The organism is Dokdonella koreensis DS-123, from assembly GCF_001632775.1.
Taxonomy (GTDB): domain Bacteria; phylum Pseudomonadota; class Gammaproteobacteria; order Xanthomonadales; family Rhodanobacteraceae; genus Dokdonella; species Dokdonella koreensis.
Genome location: NZ_CP015249.1, coordinates 929,584 through 946,809, shown reverse-complemented (window position 1 = coordinate 946,809; position 17,226 = coordinate 929,584). Strand labels below are relative to the sequence as shown.

The 17,226-nt window shown below is 70.2% G+C and carries 10 protein-coding genes; 5 read left to right on the top strand and 5 right to left on the bottom strand.

The genetic code is table 11. From position 1 onward, the window contains the following. Nucleotides 1–72 precede the first annotated feature (72 nt). The 5 genes from I596_RS03685 (at nucleotide 73) to I596_RS03665 (ending at nucleotide 10,458) form a co-directional block, all read left to right on the top strand. Nucleotides 73–6,177, top strand: coding sequence for a hybrid sensor histidine kinase/response regulator (locus I596_RS03685; RefSeq protein ID WP_067644362.1), 6,105 nt, complete (start codon nucleotides 73–75; stop codon nucleotides 6,175–6,177). Next, complete coding sequence (locus I596_RS03680; RefSeq protein ID WP_067644359.1) at nucleotides 6,177–8,090, top strand: chemotaxis protein CheB; 1,914 nt, start codon at nucleotides 6,177–6,179, stop codon at nucleotides 8,088–8,090. Before I596_RS03685 ends, I596_RS03680 begins: the two co-directional genes overlap by 1 nt. Nucleotides 8,091–8,144: 54 nt before the next feature. After that, nucleotides 8,145–8,609: a chemotaxis protein CheW gene (locus I596_RS03675; RefSeq protein ID WP_067644355.1), complete on the top strand. Its 465-nt coding sequence runs from the start codon at nucleotides 8,145–8,147 to the stop codon at nucleotides 8,607–8,609. Nucleotides 8,610–8,758: 149 nt separating this feature from the next. Further along, a complete protein-coding gene (locus tag I596_RS03670; RefSeq protein ID WP_150132263.1) occupies nucleotides 8,759–9,688 on the top strand; it encodes a polyprenyl synthetase family protein in 930 nt (309 codons plus the stop codon). A 113-nt stretch (nucleotides 9,689–9,801) separates the two neighbouring features. Beyond that, on the top strand, nucleotides 9,802–10,458 hold the full coding sequence (locus tag I596_RS03665; protein WP_067644349.1) for a protein kinase family protein: 657 nt from the start codon (nucleotides 9,802–9,804) through the stop codon (nucleotides 10,456–10,458). A gap of 43 nt (nucleotides 10,459–10,501) precedes the next feature. On the opposite strand, the gene I596_RS03660 is transcribed toward I596_RS03665, so the two are convergent. The 5 genes from I596_RS03660 to I596_RS03640 all read right to left on the bottom strand — a co-directional run bounded on the left by I596_RS03660 (nucleotide 10,502) and on the right by I596_RS03640 (nucleotide 17,223). Further along, entirely contained in the window at nucleotides 10,502–12,001 is a 1,500-nt protein-coding gene (locus I596_RS03660; protein WP_067644344.1) for a metallophosphoesterase family protein, read from the bottom strand. A 29-nt stretch (nucleotides 12,002–12,030) separates the two neighbouring features. After that, nucleotides 12,031–12,438 (bottom strand): hypothetical protein, encoded by a 408-nt coding sequence (locus I596_RS03655; RefSeq protein ID WP_067644341.1) that lies wholly within the window; start codon nucleotides 12,436–12,438, stop codon nucleotides 12,031–12,033. A 73-nt stretch (nucleotides 12,439–12,511) separates the two neighbouring features. Continuing rightward, nucleotides 12,512–12,919, bottom strand: coding sequence for a roadblock/LC7 domain-containing protein (locus tag I596_RS03650; RefSeq protein ID WP_067644338.1), 408 nt, complete (start codon nucleotides 12,917–12,919; stop codon nucleotides 12,512–12,514). 637 nt (nucleotides 12,920–13,556) lie between these two features. Next, nucleotides 13,557–14,216, bottom strand: coding sequence for an energy transducer TonB (locus I596_RS03645; RefSeq protein WP_067651388.1), 660 nt, complete (start codon nucleotides 14,214–14,216; stop codon nucleotides 13,557–13,559). A gap of 898 nt (nucleotides 14,217–15,114) precedes the next feature. Then, nucleotides 15,115–17,223, bottom strand: a complete 2,109-nt coding sequence (locus I596_RS03640; protein ID WP_067644335.1) for a prolyl oligopeptidase family serine peptidase — start codon at nucleotides 17,221–17,223, stop codon at nucleotides 15,115–15,117. Between the last annotated feature and the right edge of the window lie 3 nt (nucleotides 17,224–17,226).

Below are 17,226 nucleotides of genomic sequence, written 5' to 3'. Positions count from 1 at the left end.
CATGATGATTGCATCAAGATCGATCATGCGCAGCGAAGGCGACTTCCCTGCCCGTCGCCTAGAGAACGAACGATGAAGCTGCAAGACGACATCGAATTCACGAGCCTCGGCTGGATCAAGCACGAGCTGGACTCGACCCTGCGCCAGGCGCAGGAGGCGCTGGAGGCCTACGTCGACACGCCGGCCGACAGCAGCCTGATGCGCATCTGTGGCGGGCACCTGCACCAGGTGCAGGGCACGCTGCGGATGATCGAGCTGTACGGCGCGGCGCTGGTCGTGGAGGAGATGGAGCAACTGGTCCAGGCCCTGCTCGACGGCACCATCGGCGAGCGCGACGAGGCCTACACGGTGCTGATGCGCGGCGTCGTGCAGCTGCCGGACTACCTGGAACGCCTGCAGGGCGGTCACAAGGACATCCCGATCGTCCTGCTGCCGCTGCTGAACGACCTGCGCGCCTGCCGCGGCCAGAAGCTGCTGTCCGAGTCGGCGCTGTTCGCGCCGGACATGGCGGTCGCGCTGCCCGCCGGCGCTGCCGGTGCGATGCAGCCGCTGCCGCTGGACCAGCAGCGCCAGGCCGCCTCGCGCCTGCGGCTGGCCTACCAGGCCAGCCTGCTGCGCTGGTTCCGCGGCGAGGACGAGGCGGCGGCGCTGCAGCGCCTGCTCGGCGTGCTCGACCGCCTGCGCGAGCTGTCCAGCCGCGTCGAACCGCGCCGGCTCTGGTGGGTGGCGGCCGCGGTCGTCGAAGCGCTGCAGGACCGCGCGCTCGACGTCAGCGTCGCGCTGAAGCTGCTGTTCGGCCGCATCGACCTGGAGATCAAGCGGTTCGCCGATGCCGGCGAGGACGCCCTGCACGAGCGCGCCCCGCGCGAGCTGCTGCAGAACCTCCTGTACTACGTCGCCAATTCCGGCGGCCGCGGCAGCCGTGTCGAGGAGGTCCGCACCACCTACCAGCTCGACGGCCTGCTGCCGAGCGCGCGCGAGGTCGAGCACGCCCAGGGGGCGATGACCGGGCACAACCGCAACCTCCTCGATACCGTCTCGGCGGCGATCAAGGACGACCTGCTGCGGGTCAAGGAGGTCCTCGACATCTTCCTGCGCACGCGCGATGCCGACCCGGCCGCACTCGGCGCCCAGACCGAGATCCTCGATCGCGTCGGCGACACGCTCGGCATGCTCGGCCTCGGCGTACCGCGGCGCGTGGTCGGCGAGCAGCGCCAGATCATCGACGAGATCGCCAGCGGCAAGCGGCCGGTCGACGAGAGCAACCTGCTGGACGTCGCCGGCGCGCTGCTCTACGTCGAGGCTTCGCTCGACGACCACATCGAACGGCTCGGCGCCGGCGGCCCCGGCGAAGAGGACGGCATCGAGGGCAAGGAGCTGCCGCGTGCCGAGGTGCGCAAGATCCTCGACGCGCTGATGCGCGAGGCGGCGATCAACATCCAGCAGGCCAAGCACGACATCGTCGCGTTCATCGAGTCGCCCTGGGACCACAGCCGCGTCGAGCTGATCCCGCGCCTGCTCGAGGAAATCGCCGGCGCCCTGCGCATGCTGGGCCTGGACGCGGCCTCCGACCTGATGCCGGGCGTCGTGCGCTTCGTCGAGGTCGAGCTGATCCGCCACCGGCGGATCCCGACCGTCGAGCAGATGGACAAGCTGGCCGATGCGCTGGCCTCGATCGAGTACTACCTGGAGGCGACCCGCGAGCAGCGCAGCGGCCGCGAGCGCATCCTCGACGTCACCCGCGACAGCCTCGCCTCGCTCGGCTACTGGCCGGTCCCGCCGCCGGCGGACGAACCGGCTGCGCCGGGCACCGGCGTCGAGGATGCCGCGGCCACCGGCGCGGCGCCGGAACCGCATGCGGCGGTCGCGAGCGGCCATGCCGACGGTGCGGCACCGGTCGAGGACTTCGTCGCACTGGAACTCGATACCGCGGTGGAGATCGCGCCCGGCGACGACCTGCGCGACCTGATCCTCGGCGAGACCCACACGCCCGAACCGCACCGCCACGAGATGGCCGGGTTGCGCCTGGTCGACACCGCCGCCCCACCTGCCGCGGACGGGCAGACCTGGATCGAGATCGAAGAGGAAATCGAGGAAGAGCTTCCGGCCGTCGAGCCGCTGGCGCTCGGCTTCCAGAGCATGGCCTCCGAGGACATCGACGACGACATCCGCGACGTCTTCCTCGACGAGGTGCAGGACGAGATCGACAGCCTGCAGCAGGTGCTTCCGACCTGGAGCGGCAACCTAGCCAATCTCGACGCCGTCAAGACGATCCGGCGCTCGTTCCACACGCTGAAAGGGTCCGGCCGCCTGGTCGGCGCACTGACGCTGGGCGAGTTCAGCTGGAAGATCGAGAACATGCTCAACCGGGTGCTCGATCGCTCGATCGAGCCCTCGCGCGCGGTGTTCGCGCTGGCCAGCACGGCGATCCAGACGCTGCCGGACCTGCTCGCCGCGCTGCGCGGCGAGGCGGCCGCGCTGGTCGACCTGGCCGGCATCATGGACACCGCCGACCGCCTCGCCGCCGGCGAGGAAGCCTGGTTGCCGCCGGCCACGACACGACGCAGCGTCAAGCGCACCGTGCGCCGCCGCGTACCCGCGGTATGGCCGCATCGCGACGAGACACCGGATGCGCAGGGCGCTTCCGGCGATGCCACCGCTTCCGCGCCGCCGCCCGCGGCTGCGCCCGCCATCGACCCGGTCCTGTACGAGATCCTGCGCAACGAGACCGATACCCACCTGGAGACGGTGGAGACCTGGCTGGCGGCCGGCGACCCGCCGCGTCCGACGCCGGACGACCCGGTGCAGCGCGCGGTGCACACCCTTCACGGCGCGATCGCGATGGTAGACATCCCGGCGCTGACCGCCGTGCTGGGACCGCTGGAAGGTTATCTGAAGCGCCTCGGCGCCGAAGCCCGGCCGCTGCCGCCGGAAGGCCGCCTGGCGCTCGGCGAGGCCTGCCGCATCACGCGCGAGGTCATCGCGCGGATCGGCGTCGGCAACCTGGCCGTGCCCGATACCGCCGGGCTCGCCGATCGCCTGGCCCGCCTGCGCGATGCCCTGCCGGAACCGAGCTTCGACCTGCTGCATGCCGGCCTCGACGATGTGACTCCCGAGGTCGCGACGACCGCCACCCCGGACGAGGACATCGTCCTGGAAACGGTTCCGGACGCCGACGACGGCGCCGGGGAGGCCGAGCCCGAGGCCGACACGGCCCGGGACGCCGCGGAACTGCATGATTTCACCGACATCCTGATCGCCCAGTTCGGCGATCAGGCCACCCCGGACGCCGGCCCGTCGGCCGAGGCGTCCACCGAGGCACCCGGTATCGGCGCCTCGCAGCTGGAAGCGTTCCTGGCCGCGGATCCGACGCAGGTACACGCCGTCACCCCGCCATCACCGGCCTACGAGGCCGGCGACCGGCCGGCGACGGGCGACACGCTCGCCGACGAGATCCAGCAGCTCCTGGCCGAATCGGCCGAAGCCCCCCTCTTCTCCGACGACCTGCCGGCCGGACCGCCGGTCGCGGCGGCATCCGATGACGCCACCGCAGCGCACGATGACATCGGCACCGCGGCCGATGCGCCGTCGTGGCAGTCGCTGCCCGCGGAACCGCCGATCGAGCCGCAGCCGGACGAGCTGCCGGCCTTCGCGTCCGATCCGGTGGCGGCGATCGAACCGGTGGAACCGCCTGCCGGCGTCGTCGCACCGGCCGAGCCGGTCGCGGACGCGGCTCCCGCACACGCCGGGCGGGCCTGGTGGGATGCCGAGCGCGAGACGCCGGCGATCGCCGAGGACGCGCAGCCGGAAGGCGCGCTCGCGCTGGAGGACACCGACGAGGACCTGCTGGAGATCTTCGTCCAGGAAGCCAGCGACATCCTCGATCATTCCGACGCGCTGGTCGCGCGCCTGCACGAGACGCCCGAGGCGTTCGACCTGCTCTCCGGCCTGCAACGCGACCTGCACACGCTCAAGGGCGGTGCGCGGATGGCCGGCCTGACGCCGATCGGCGACCTCAGCCACGCGATGGAATCGCTGCTCGAGACCATCCATGCCGGCACCCGGCGCATGGACCGCGCGGCGATCGAATCCTTCGAGCGCGGCTTCGACCGCCTGCACGGCCTGGTGCAGCGCGTCGGCCAGCGCCAGGCGATCGCGATGCCGCATCATGCGATCGCCCGCTTCGAGCACCTGGCCGCCGGCCAGCCGCTGGCACCGGCGACGGCGGACGCCCCGGCACCGGCGGTACCCGCTGCGCCGCGGGCACCGGTGCCCGCGCCGGCCGCCGCTCCGTTCGTCGCCGAAGACGACGAGACGATGCGCGCGCCGCAGGAAATGATCCGCGTACGTTCCGAGCTGGTCGACTCGCTGGTCAACTACGCCGGCGAGGTGTCGATCTATCGCTCGCGCCTGGAGCAGCAGATCGCCTCGTTCCGCTTCAACCTGGTCGAGTTCGAGCAGACGGTCAACCGCCTGCGCGAGCAGCTGCGCAAGCTGGAGATCGAGACCGAGGCGCAGATCATCGCCCGCTACCAGCGCGAGAACGAGGAGAGCGGCGCCGCCACCTTCGACCCGCTGGAACTGGACCGCTTCTCGCAGCTGCAGCAGTACTCGCGCGCGCTCGGTGAGTCGGTGTCGGACCTGGTGTCGATCCAGGGCCTGTTCGACGAGCTGACCCGCCAGTCCGAAACGCTGCTGTTGCAGCAGTCGCGCGTCAGCTCGGACCTGCACGAAGGCCTGATGCGCACGCGCATGGTCACGTTCGATTCGCTGGTCCCCACGCTGCGCCGCACCCTGCGGCAGGCCGCGCAGGAACTGGGCAAGCGCGCGCAGCTGCGCGTGGAAGGCGCCCAGGGCGAAATGGACCGCAACCTGCTCGAGCGCATGAAGGCGCCGTTCGAGCACATGCTGCGCAATGCGCTGGCGCACGGCATCGAGTCGCCCGAGCAGCGCCAGGCCACCGCGAAGCCGGCCGAGGGCACCGTCAACATCGCGCTCAGCCGCGAAGCGACGGAAGTCGTCCTGAAGGTGTCCGACGACGGCCGCGGCCTGGACCTGCCGGCGATCCGCCGGCGCGCGATCGAGCGCGGCCTGCTCAAGCCCGACGCGCAGCTCTCCGATCGCGACCTGCAGGGCTTCATCCTCGAGAGCGGCTTCTCGACCACCGACCAGATCACCCAGCTGGCCGGCCGCGGCGTCGGCATGGACGTGGTCGCCAGCGAGATCAAGCAGCTCGGCGGCACCCTGGCGATCGAATCGCAGGCCGGCCGCGGCACCGCCTTCACGATCCGCCTGCCGTTCACGCTCGCGGTCACCCAGGCGATCCTGGTACGGCTGGGCGAGGCCACCTATGCGATCCCGATGTCCTCGGTGCAAGGCGTGGTGCGGATCGACCGCGAGGAGCTGCGTGGGCGGCTGCTGGCCGGCAATACGCGCTACGGCTTCGGCGGCGAGGATTTCCACTTCCACGACCTGTCGCACCTGCTGGGCGTTCCCGGCGGGCGCAACATCGACGACACCCAGTTGCCGTTGCTGATGACGCGCACCGGCGACCAGCGCGCCGCGATCCGCGTCGACGCCGTCATCGGCTCGCGCGAGGTGGTCGTCAAGTCGGTCGGACCGCAGATCAGCTCGATCCCGGGCATCTTCGGCGCGACGATCATGGGCGACGGTTCGGTCGTGATGATCCTGGACCTGGCGCCGCTGGTCCGCCGCGCGGTCGCCCTGCGCGAGGACCTGGGCGCCGACGGCAGCACCGTGCTGCCCGACCTGATGATCCCCGAGGCGCAGGCCGAGGTACGCCAGCAGCCGCTGGTCATGGTCGTCGATGATTCGATCACGATGCGCAAGGTCACCACGCGCGTGCTCGAACGCGCGAACCTGGAAGTCGTCACCGCGAAGGATGGCCTGGATGCGGTCGAGAAGCTGCAGGACCGCGTCCCCGACCTCATGCTGCTCGACATCGAGATGCCGCGCATGGACGGCTACGAGCTGGCCACCTACATGCGCAACGACACCCGGCTGCGCGAGGTACCGATCATCATGATCACCTCGCGTACCGGCGAGAAGCATCGCCAGCGCGCGCTCGAACTGGGCGTGCAGCGCTACCTCGGCAAGCCGTACCAGGAGGCCGACCTGATGCAGAACGTCGTCGAGGTGCTGAGGCTCGATCCGTGATGGCCACCGAAGCGCACGTGCCCGTTGCCCTGCTGTTCCAGACCGACGAGCTGGGACGCCACCTGCGCAACGTGCTGCAGGACCTCGGCACGCCGATCGTCTACGAATCGACCACGCACGCGATCGACCGCGGCTCGCTGGAGCAGTCGGGTGCGCGCGTGGTCGTGGTCAACCTCGATTCGGAAATCGACGGCGACCTCGACCGGGTCTACGAACTGCTCGGCAGCGGGCCGTATCGCGTCCTCATCAACGAGGGGCATGTCTCGAGCCGGCTCTCGGGCTGGGACCAGGCACGCTGGGTGCGCCATCTGGCTGCCAAGATCCTCGATGCGCCCGAAGCCACCGATCCGCCACGCCCGGCCGGTGCCGAGCCGGTGCCCGGCCCGGCCGCACACGCGGTCCAGGACCTGCGCATCGACATCGCTCCCGCAGCTGGTGGCGATCCGTCGCCCGCCGAAGCGCCGGACGACGCGCCGCTGCCCGAACCGACGGCCTGGACGGATGCATCGTCCGGTATCGCCGACACGGCTCTCCTGACCGAAGCGCCCGTTTCGCCGCCGCCAGCCGATCTCCCGCAGCAGCTGGAGGCTTCGGCGCTCGACGAGCCGTTCCTGTTCGAGGACCTGCCGGCGATCGCCGACGCGGCGGCCGAAGAGGAACGGCTGGACGTCTTCCCGAGCCCGGAAGGGTACGAAGACGACGCCACGGCCGAGACCGGGACCGTCGACGCCGCCGGCGAGGCATCGCCATTCTCCGACGAAGACGCGCAGCTGCTCGCCGACTTCACGCTCGACGGCTTCGACGACACCCCCGCATCGCCCGTCGCGCCGCGACAGGAGGACGCAGCGGTCGACCTCGACGATTGGCTGAGCCGTGCGATGGCCGACGAGACCGCCGGCACGATCGAACGCCCGGTGCTCGACGAGGACGACGCCGAAGCCGATTCGGCACCGCTCGCGCACCTGGACACGCAGCCGGTCTACTCGGACAGCTTCCAGGCCGAAGCCGGTGTCCCCGGCACCGACACGGCGGAACTGCCGGCGGTGCCCGACTGGGACCTGGTCTCCTTCGAGGTCGACGACGAGGTGGCGACGGCCGCCCCGTTCGGCATCGAGAAGATCTCCGCGGCCGAGTACATGTCGGCCGCGTCGCCCTATCCGCCGGCGGCCCCCGAAGCCGAATCGGCCGAAGAAGCCTCGACGCTGGAACTGGTACCGATGGAGGACGCGATCGCCCCGCAGGCCGCGCGCGTCGACCACGAGGTGTGGCTGGACGCCGACGCCCTGGCACTGTCCGCCAAGGCGGCGCGGCCGGCCGACGCGAACGCCGCCATCCGCCGCGTCGTCGCGCTGTGCGCCTCGATCGGCGGCCCGGAAGCGATCCGCGAAGTGATCGGCGCGATCCCGCGCGACTACCCGGCGCTGTTCGTGCTGGTCCAGCACATGGGCGAGGAGTTCATCGACCTGCTGGCCCAGCAGCTCGCACGCGCCACCGAGCTGACCATTCGCGTGCCGGGCCACGGCGAGCGCGTCGCGCACGGCGACCTGCTCATCGTCCCGCCGCACCGCGATCTGCGGATCAAGGCCGACGGCACGGTCCTGGTCCAGCCGCAGACCGTACCGACCTCTCACCACCCGTCCATCGACCAGATGCTGGCGGTCCTCGCCGCGGACTTCGGTGCCGACGCCCTGGCCGTGGTGTTCTCGGGCATGTCCGGCGACGGCGTGGCCGGCTGCCGCGCCCTGGCCGAGGCCGGCGGCGAGATCTGGGTACAGGATCCGGCGACCTGTGTCGTCAGCGAGATGGTCGACAGCGTGAACGACGCCGGCCTGGCCGGTTTCCAAGGGTCGCCGACGGCCCTGGCCGAGCACCTGGCCGCGTTGCGCGACGCCGACCCGGCCCCCGCCCAATGACCGCCGCCGCCCCCTTGCATCCCTCCCGTCCGTCGATTGAGGAAATCCGCTCCCATGGCTGACCTGCCCCGCGAGATCCGCGGCGTCATGATCCCGGTCAGCAACGGCCGCGTGCTGTTGCCGAACGCGACCGTCGCCGAGGTCATCACCTATGCCACGCCGGAACGGATCGCCGACGCGCCGGACTGGCTGCTCGGACGCCTGGCCTGGCGCGGATGGCGCCTGCCGCTGTTTTCCTACTCGATGCTGACCGAGGCCAGCCAGGCCGAGGGCTACAGCAACGCCAAGGTGGCGGTGCTCAAGGCGCTCGGCGGCCAGGCGCGCATGCCGTTCCTGGCGCTGCTGACCCAGGGATTCCCGCGGCTGGTCACGGTGACGCAGGATCTGCTGATTCCCAGCGGCGACGCGCGCGAGCGCCGGACCGGCGTGCTGGCCGAAGTGCTGGTCCGCGACGACCATGCGCAGATCCCCGATCTCGAGGCGATCGAGACCCTGGTCGCCCGCGCCCTGGCGGCCTGACCGGCGGCCGCGGCGAGCGGTGGAGCATCGCCCGCTATAATCGCCGGGTCCCGGCCCGGAACCTCCCGCTCTTGAGTTCACTCGCTCCTACCGCCGCCCCCCGCTCCATCCGCGGCATCGCCGACGTGCAGGCCCTGGCCGCACCGGGGATGCAGGCGGTCGACGCGCTGATCCGCGGCCGCCTCGCTTCGGACGTCGTGCTGATCAACCAGATCGCCGAGCACATCGTCGGCGGCGGCGGGAAACGGCTGCGGCCGATGCTGCACCTGCTGGCCGCCGAAGCGGCCGGCTACGACGGCGGCGACCAGGTCCAGCTCGCCGCGCTGATCGAATTCATCCATACCTCGACCCTGCTCCACGACGACGTCGTCGACGAATCGGACCTGCGCCGCGGCCGCAAGACCGCCAACGCACTGTGGGGCAACGCCGCCAGCGTCCTGGTCGGCGACTTCCTGTACTCGCGCTCGTTCCAGATGATGGTCGAGCTGGACAGCATGCGCATCATGCGCATCCTCGCCGACACCACCAACCGCATCGCCGAAGGCGAAGTGCTGCAGCTGCTGAACATCGGCAATGCCGATACCGGCGAGCAGGCCTACCTGGACGTCATCGAGCGCAAGACCGCCGTGCTGTTCTCCGCGGCGACGCGGCTGGGCGCGGTGCTGGCCGGGCTGCCGGCACCGCAGGAAGAAGCGCTGGCGCGCTACGGGCTGGACCTCGGCTTCGCGTTCCAGATCGCCGACGACGTCCTGGACTACGTCTCCGACGCGGCGACGCTCGGCAAGAACATCGGCGACGACCTCGCCGAGGGCAAGCCGACGCTGCCGGTGATCCGCGCGATCGCGCGCAGCGAGCCGCAGCAGGCGGCCTTGCTGCGGGCCGCGATCGAATCGGGCGATACCGGTGCCCTGGAGGCGATCGTCGCGGCGATCCGCGACTGCGGCGCGCTCGACTACGCGCACGCCCGGGCCGTCGACTACGCGCGCTCGGCGCAGGCGGCGCTGGACGTCCTGCCGCCGTCGCCGGCACGCGAGGCGCTGGCGGTGCTGGCCGACTACGCGGTGGACCGCCGCTCCTGAGCGGCCCGCTCGCGGCGGAACGCGCGCGTTCCGCCGCGGCCAAGCCGGCACGCCGACGCACCGCTGAAGGTGCCCGTCGGCGCGGCCCGGCTCCGCTGGGCTATCCTGCCGCGATGGAGACCACGCTGCTCAAGGCCGACGCGCTCGGCCGCATCGAACTGTGCCGCGACGGCGACCGGCGCTGGATTCGCCGTGACACGCGCGCGGTGCATCCGCTGCTGCGCCCGTTCGCGCAGCGTGCCGCCGCCCGCGAAGCGCGCGTGCTGGCCGCGCTGGCCGGCATCGACGGTGTTCCCCAGCTGATCGGCGCGGACACCGGCTGCCTCGACCGCAGCTACCTCGACGGCCAGCCGATGCAGCTCGGGCAGCCGCGCGATCCGGCGTTCTATCGCGCCGCGCACCGGCTGCTCAAGCAGGTGCGCGCCCGCGGCGTCGCCCACAACGACCTGGCCAAGGAACCCAACTGGCTGGTGCTGGCCGACGGCCGGCCCGGCGTCCTCGATTTTCAGATCGCCTGGCTCAGTCACCGGCGCGGCCCCCTGTTCCGCCTGCTGGCGCGCGAGGACCTGCGTCATCTGCTCAAGCACAAGCGCAGCTACTGCCCGGCCGCGCTGACCCCGATCGAGCGGCGGGTCCTGCGCCGGCGCTCGTGGATCACCCGCATCTGGCACGCCACCGGCAAGCGCGCCTACAAGCTGATCGCCCGCAAGGTGTTCGGCTATTGGGACAACGAGGGAAACGGGCGCGTCCGCGACCCGGGGCCGCGCTGACCGTTCCGCTGCGGGCAGCCGTGGACGCCGCCGCGCCCGGCCGTCACCGCGGATCGGCGATTCGCCCGAGCAGGCCCGGTGGGAATCCATTGCGGCGCATCGCCTCGATCAGGTCCTCCGTCGGGTAGCCGGCCGACGCCAGGCGAACCACGCCGGCGGCGGGGTCGAACACGCCGAACTGGCAGCCGCTTGCACCGCCACGCGGCTGCCCGACCGAACCGGGGCAGATCAGGGCCTGCCGCACGCCGGCGAGGTCGATCGTGCCATCCCCGCAGAAGCGGTCGCCGCGACCGTCGCGCAGGTACGCGCCGGCCAGGTGGCTGTGACCATGGAAGCACATCCGGTGCTGCAGGCCCTGCAGGCAGTCGAGCTGCTCGACAGAGGTCATCTGGTAGACGTAGGTCGAGAACGCGCGCGGATCGCCCGGCGCGCCGTGCACGGCCATCCAGTCGCCGTCGGCATGGCGCAGCGGCAAGGCGCCGAGCCAGTCGCGATGCGCCTTCGACAGCCGGTTGCGCGTCCATTCCACCACCCAGCGCGCGTCGTGCGAGAACGGCGTCGGCAGCGTTTCGCCGGCCACCGCCTCGTCGTGGTTGCCACGGATGACGACGGCGTCGAGCCCGGCCAGCAACTCGATGCATTCGGCCGGAAACGGCCCGTAGCCGACACTGTCGCCCAGCACGAGAAAGCGCGTGATGCCGGCGGCCCGAAGTACCGACAAGGCCTGCTGCAACGCCGGCAGGTTGGCGTGCACGTCGGCCAGCAGGCCGATCGGCGCCTGCTGGCGCGGAGCCGCCACCGGCTTCTCGCGCGGGGGACGCAAGCCGGCGGCGAGTGCCGCCAGGCGTCCTGCATGCGCGTCGTTGACGGCCGCGATCGCCTCCACTTCGTGCAGCAGGCCGATGCTTCCTGCCGGGCCGAGACGGGCGATGCAGGCCATGGCGATCGCCTGGCCGACGCCACGCGCCTCGTCAGGATCGCCGCGCCGGCAGAACGTGCGGTCGAGGAAGGCGGCCAGCGGGCCGAAGCCGCTCCACGGGTAGAGGTCGTCGTCCAGATAGCAGACCCGGCCGTCCGCACCGACGCCGAAGTTCGTCAAGTCCTCGTCGAGCCGGTAGCCGTGCTCGCGTGCATCCAGGTAGCGTTCGGCCACACCGGTCCAGGTCCGCTGCAGGGCGGCGGCATCCGATGCACGCCAGTGCCGCAGCGAAAGCAGCCGGGGCGCGGCGTTGACCGCCAGCACCTGCGTTCCCGCCGCAAGCAGATACCAGGCCTTGCCGGGCGGATAGATGCCCAGGGCCCGTTCCCGCTCGATGCGCGCGGCGACCCAGCGCTCGCCCTGGCTGCGCGCGAAGGCATGTTCCGAACGCACCTTGACCACCAGCGTGTCGCTGGCATAGACCTGCGTCGACAGCCGCCCCGTGAACTCGCCGTCGCGCTCCATCGTCTTGCGCGTGCCGAACGCACGCCGTACCTCGGCGGTATCCGGCGCGAGGCCGGATACCGTGCCGGCGAGCTGCAGCCGATCGTCGATCGACGCCATGCCGCCGCTCGCCCTGCGTCGATGCCGGCCTACGGCACCAGCGGCTCGAGCTGCGGGATGGCCGAGCGCACGGCACTCCAGCCCAGGCCGAGGTTCGCCTTGCGGCCGGTGATGAGCACCACCAGCGAGTTGGGCTTGTTCGGCAGGATCATCATGAAATGATAGGTCTTGTCGGTCGTCATCTGCACTTCCTTGAGCAGCCGCACGCTGGCGCCGCCGCGCTGCGAGGCGAGCATGTCTTCCACGGCACGCACGGTCCGGCCGCGGAACATGTCCACCGCTGCCGCCGCAACGGCGTCGAGGTAGCCCTGGGTGAAGTACGGCACCTTGTGCGCAACGGCGAGCAGCAGGCCCGATTCCAGGTCGACCAGCGCACAACCCAGGCCGTTGTCGACGTTGTTGACGATGTCGTTGCAGATGTCGTTGAGTTTGCTCATGAAGCGTCCTCTTGCGATGGCTGGAGGGAAAAGGCTCCGGATCTCCGGAGAAGGATGGGAGCGTCGCCGGCATTCAGCGGCCGGTGACGCCGAGCGTGTTCTCGATGTCGCTCATGCACGAGCGCACCGCGAACAGGATCGAGCCGAGGGCCGCCTCGCTGGTGGTCTGCACACACAGCAGCAGGCCGGCACCGGGTAGCGGGATGTCGAACACCAGCAGCCTGCCGAGGCTGCCGTTGATGATGATGTCGGTGCACTCGCCACTGGCGGTCTCGGCGACCATCGAGCCGCCGAGCGCTTGCAGCGAACTGGCCATCGCCGCGACGCGTGCCGCCGAAATCGCCCCTTGCCGCTGCGCGCAGGCCACCTCGAAGCCGTCGTGGGTGGCGATGACGGCGGCCAGGATGCTGCTCTGGTCGGCGAGCAGCTCCTGCAGGCGACGGGTTATCAGGGCCGCCTCGACCTTGTTCCGGACTTTCATGCGCTCCTCCCCGATGAGCCGGCAGGGAACGCTCCGGCGAAAGGTACCGGGCGACGCCGCGGCGCGAAGCACGGCGCGAGATGCGCAGCGCGCACAGCGGCCGGCCGCGCGCGGCGAATCCTCGATTGCGCGGGAACCGCAGGCATCGGGTATCGACCGAGTGCGCGCGGCGTGGATGCCGCTCGATCAGAGAAGCGCGAACGCGAGGAATCCGCAGGCGGCGCGCCGTGCACGGGCGGTCGGCGATGCGTTGCGATCGGACCGCGAATCGCAAACGCCTGCGTATTCCCTTCGCGAAGGCTCGCCGCCCACGCCCGTCCCATCCACGACCTCATCGACTTGCCGACCTTTCCTCGCACTTCGACCAACCGCGCATCGATCCTCGCGCGCGGCAATTGCGTATCCGAAGTCGGCGCGATCGCCACGCGCATCCGGAGTCCGTGAGCGAATGACGAGCAAACTCCATGCCGGCAGCGATCGCGATGCGCGTCTCACTTGGAAATCCGGGGAACGAGATGGCGTTCGCAGATGCGGCGAAGTGCTGACAGCTTCTGACAATCAACGTCAGGTCGATCGTGTCCGCTCGTGACGAACGCAGTGCGCGCGGCCGGCGCGCACCGATGACGAACGCTGCGCGTCAGCGCCGCTCCGGCAGAGCGAATACGATCGGTACCAGTCCGGAACCTTCCGTTGCGACGCCCGCTTTCTGCGGCGGCCGGAAGCGCCAGAGTTTCACCGCATCGCGTGCCGCGCGATCCAATCGTGGCCAGCCGCTGCTGCGCGCGATCTCGATGCGACGCACGCCGCCGTCGACGGCCACCCATACCCGCAACACCACGGTGCCCTGCTCGCCGCGACGCAGTGCGTCAGGCGGATAGTGCGGCTCACGCACGCGCTCGTAGGCGAGCAGCCCGTCGACGGCGCTGGACGACGCGAGCGATGCCGTCGTGTCGACGACGGCCGGCGATACCGCCGGCACAGGCGATATCGTGTGAGATTCCGCGAGCAGCGGTGCGTCGGCAACGACGATCGGCGCAGCCGGCGCCGCGGGCACCACCGGCGTTGGACGCGGACGTGGGACCGGTTGCGGCGGTGGCGGCAACGGCACGACCGGCGGCGGCGCCACCGGCTCGATCCAGTACAGGACGGGCGCCGCGGCCGACGGCAGCTTGTCGGGCAGCATCGCCGGGATGCAGGCGAGCGCCAATGCCGCCACGTGCAATACCGCGGTCGCGCTCAGACTGCCGGTGCGCGACCAGTCCCATCCGGTCGCCGTCGCTCGTATCGTTGCATGCATCGCCTGCCCCTCCATCGAACCCCGTCAGGCGATTGCAACGCGGGCGGAACGCCGGCGGGGTTGGCGGATGTCGCATGCGCGCGTGGCGGCGCGGCGCAGGCTCCGGCAGCGGCGGCAAAAAAGGTTCTTCACCCATTCGCAGGGCCATACGGCTTTTGCTCCTGCTTTGGATTTGGCCCTTGGCTTTTCCGCCCTAAAGCAAGCCGAGCATCGCAGGGCGGCGAGGCCGCAGAGGCGCCCCGTGTTTGAGCGAAGCGAGTTGGGGCGCCGTGCCTCGTCGTCCGAGAAGCGCAGGGAACCGATCCGGCGTAGCCGGATCGGCTTGCGCCGGGCGAGAGGGCTTTTGGTTCCTTTTGGCCCATTCAAAAGGGACTCGGCCGCGTAGCGGACGAAAGCTCTTGATCTTGCTTCTGCTCCTGCTTTGCTCCGTGCCGGCAATCCTCAAAAGCCACAGCGAAAGCTAAGAGCAAGAGCTTCCGCACGCTGCGCGCGCGGGTGACTTTTGCGGCCCGCCATCCATGGCGGCCGCCCTTCGGGCCGTCGCTGCGCGACGTCAAGAATGTCTCCAGGAAATTCTTTGTCTTGGCAAAAGTAACCAAAACCGTGGTCGCCGGCGCGAGCCGCCGCGGCTGCGCCGCGCCGGTCCCCTGCGCTTCTCGGCCGGCCAGGCACGCTGCCCCAACTCGCTTCGCTCAAACACGGGGCAGCTCTGCGGCCTGGCCGACCTGCGATGCTCGGCTCGCTTTAGGCGCCAACAGCCAAAGCAACGGCAACAGCAACAGCAACAGCAACGAGCGCGGCAGCTGATTGATTCCCGCGCATGGCGAAGAACCAAAAAAAAGGCCCGCTCGAGCGGGCCTTCGGAAACCGGCGGCCGCATCGGCGGCCGACCTCGGAATTACTTCAAGTGCTGCCAGAGGAAGGTATAGGCCAGCGCCTGCATGAAGGCCGCCTGCCGGTTGTCGGCAGCACCGCCGTGTCCCCCTTCGATGTTCTCGTAGTAGGTCACGTCGTGGCCCTGCTCGCGCATCCGCGCCATCATCTTGCGCGCATGGCCGGGATGGACACGGTCGTCACGCGTGGAGGTCGTGAACAGCACCGGCGGGTACTTCACGTCCTTGCGCACGTTCTGGTACGGCGAGAACGTACGGATGTACTGCCACTCCTCGGCCTTGTCCGGATCGCCGTATTCGGCCATCCACGAAGCGCCCGCCAGCAGGTGGCTGTAGCGCTTCATGTCGAGCAGCGGCACCTGGCAGACCACCGCGCCGAACAGCTTCGGGTACAGCACGGTCATGTTGCCCATCAGCAGGCCGCCGTTGCTGCCGCCCTGGATGCCCAGGTGCGCGGGCGAAGTGATCTTGCGCGCGATCAGGTCCTCGGCCACGGCCGCAAAATCCTCGTAGGCACGCAGGCGGTTCTGCTTGAGCGCCGCCTGGTGCCAGCGCGGGCCGTACTCGCCACCGCCACGGATGTTGGCGACGACGTAGACGCCGCCCTTCTCGAGCCAGGCGCGTCCCGCGACCGCGGCGTAGCCCGGCTGGAGCGAGACCTCGAAGCCGCCGTAGCCGTACAGCAGGGTCGGATTGGCGCCGTTCTTGCGCAGATCGCGCGGTGCCACGATGAAGTACGGGATGCGCGTGCCGTCCTTGGACTTCACGAAGTGCTGGGCCACGTCGAGGCGCGAGGCGTCGAAGAATGCCGGCGTGCGCTTGAGGACTTCGGCCTTGGCCTCGCCGATCACGCCGCGATAGAGCGTGGTCGGCTCCAGGTAGCCGGCGACGGTCATGAAATAGTCGTCGCTGTCGTCGGCGTCGATCGCCGTCGCCGACACGGTGCTGAGCTTCGGCGCACCGGGCAGCGTCGAGCGCTTCCACGCGCCGTCCGCCGGCGTGAGCACGGTGAGCACGCTCTTGACGTCGTCGAGCTGGTTGACGATCAGGTGATGCCGCGTCCACGAATAGCCGGCCAGCGACGTCGTCTCGGTCGGCTCGAACAGCACGACCAGCTCGCGCTTGCCGGCCATGAAGTCGTCGAACTTCGCGGCGAGCAGCGCACCGCCGGGATAGGTCTTGCCGTCGACGGTCCACGGCATGCGCGTCTCGACGGTCAGCCACTCGCGATGGACGCTGCCGTTGGCGTCGTCGGGAATCGGCAGCCGGGCCTGCTTGCCGTCCTTGCCGATCACGAAGGTCTGGCTGGAATAGAAATCGATCGTGCGGCGGACGAAATCACGCTCGAAGCCGGGTGTGTCGTCGTGGTACGCATTGATGCTGAGGTCGTCCGCCGTTCCTTCGTACACCACCGTCGCCGACTCGATCGGCGTGCTGCGCTTCCAGCGCTTGGCGATGCGCGGATAGCCCGAGCGCGTCATCGAGCCGGCACCGGTATCGGTACCGACGAACAGCGTGTCGATGTCGATCCAGTTGACCGAGGACTTGGCCTCCGCCAGGCGGAAGCCGTCGGCGACGAAGTCACGCGTCTTGAGGTCGAACTCGCGGACCACCGTGGCGTCCGCGCCGCCGCGCGACAGCGAGAGCAGGCAGCGGCCGTCATACGGGCGCAGGCACTCGGCTCCGTGCCAGACCCAGTTCTCGTTTTCCTTCTTGCCGAGCGCATCCAGGTCCAGGATGGTCTCCCAGGCCGGACTGTCCTTGCGGTACTCGTCCAGGGTCGTGCGGCGCCAGAGGCCGCGCTGGTGCGTCTTGTCGCGCCAGAAGTTGTAGTAGTACGCCCCCATCTTGACGACGCCGGGGATGCGCGCGTCCGAGTCGAGCACTTCGAGGATGCGCTCGCGCGTCTGCTCGAACGCCTTGCTGTCGGCCAGCGCGGCGGTCGATTCGGCATTGCGTGCCTTGACCCAGTCCAGCGCCTTGTCGCCGCCGACGTCTTCGAGCCACAGGTACGGATCGTCGCCGTCCTGCGACGGGGCGGGTGCGGGAGCTTGGGCCATGAGGGAGGTGCTGAGCAGGAGACCGATGGAGAGAAGCAGGCGTTGAGAGAGCATGGA

Bases quoted from the DNA above. Each gene is read 5' to 3' on its own strand.
- I596_RS03680 (WP_067644359.1), top strand. From the start codon at position 6,177: ATGGCCACCGAAGCGCACGTGCCCGTTGCCCTGCTGTTCCAGACCGAC.
- I596_RS03685 (WP_067644362.1), top strand. From the start codon at position 73: ATGAAGCTGCAAGACGACATCGAATTCACGAGCCTCGGCTGGATCAAG.
- I596_RS03670 (WP_150132263.1), top strand. From the start codon at position 8,759: ATGCAGGCGGTCGACGCGCTGATCCGCGGCCGCCTCGCTTCGGACGTC.
- I596_RS03640 (WP_067644335.1), bottom strand. From the start codon at position 17,223: ATGCTCTCTCAACGCCTGCTTCTCTCCATCGGTCTCCTGCTCAGCACC.
- I596_RS03650 (WP_067644338.1), bottom strand. From the start codon at position 12,919: ATGAAAGTCCGGAACAAGGTCGAGGCGGCCCTGATAACCCGTCGCCTG.
- I596_RS03655 (WP_067644341.1), bottom strand. From the start codon at position 12,438: ATGAGCAAACTCAACGACATCTGCAACGACATCGTCAACAACGTCGAC.
- I596_RS03675 (WP_067644355.1), top strand. From the start codon at position 8,145: ATGGCTGACCTGCCCCGCGAGATCCGCGGCGTCATGATCCCGGTCAGC.
- I596_RS03665 (WP_067644349.1), top strand. From the start codon at position 9,802: ATGGAGACCACGCTGCTCAAGGCCGACGCGCTCGGCCGCATCGAACTG.
- I596_RS03660 (WP_067644344.1), bottom strand. From the start codon at position 12,001: ATGGCGTCGATCGACGATCGGCTGCAGCTCGCCGGCACGGTATCCGGC.
- I596_RS03645 (WP_067651388.1), bottom strand. From the start codon at position 14,216: ATGCATGCAACGATACGAGCGACGGCGACCGGATGGGACTGGTCGCGC.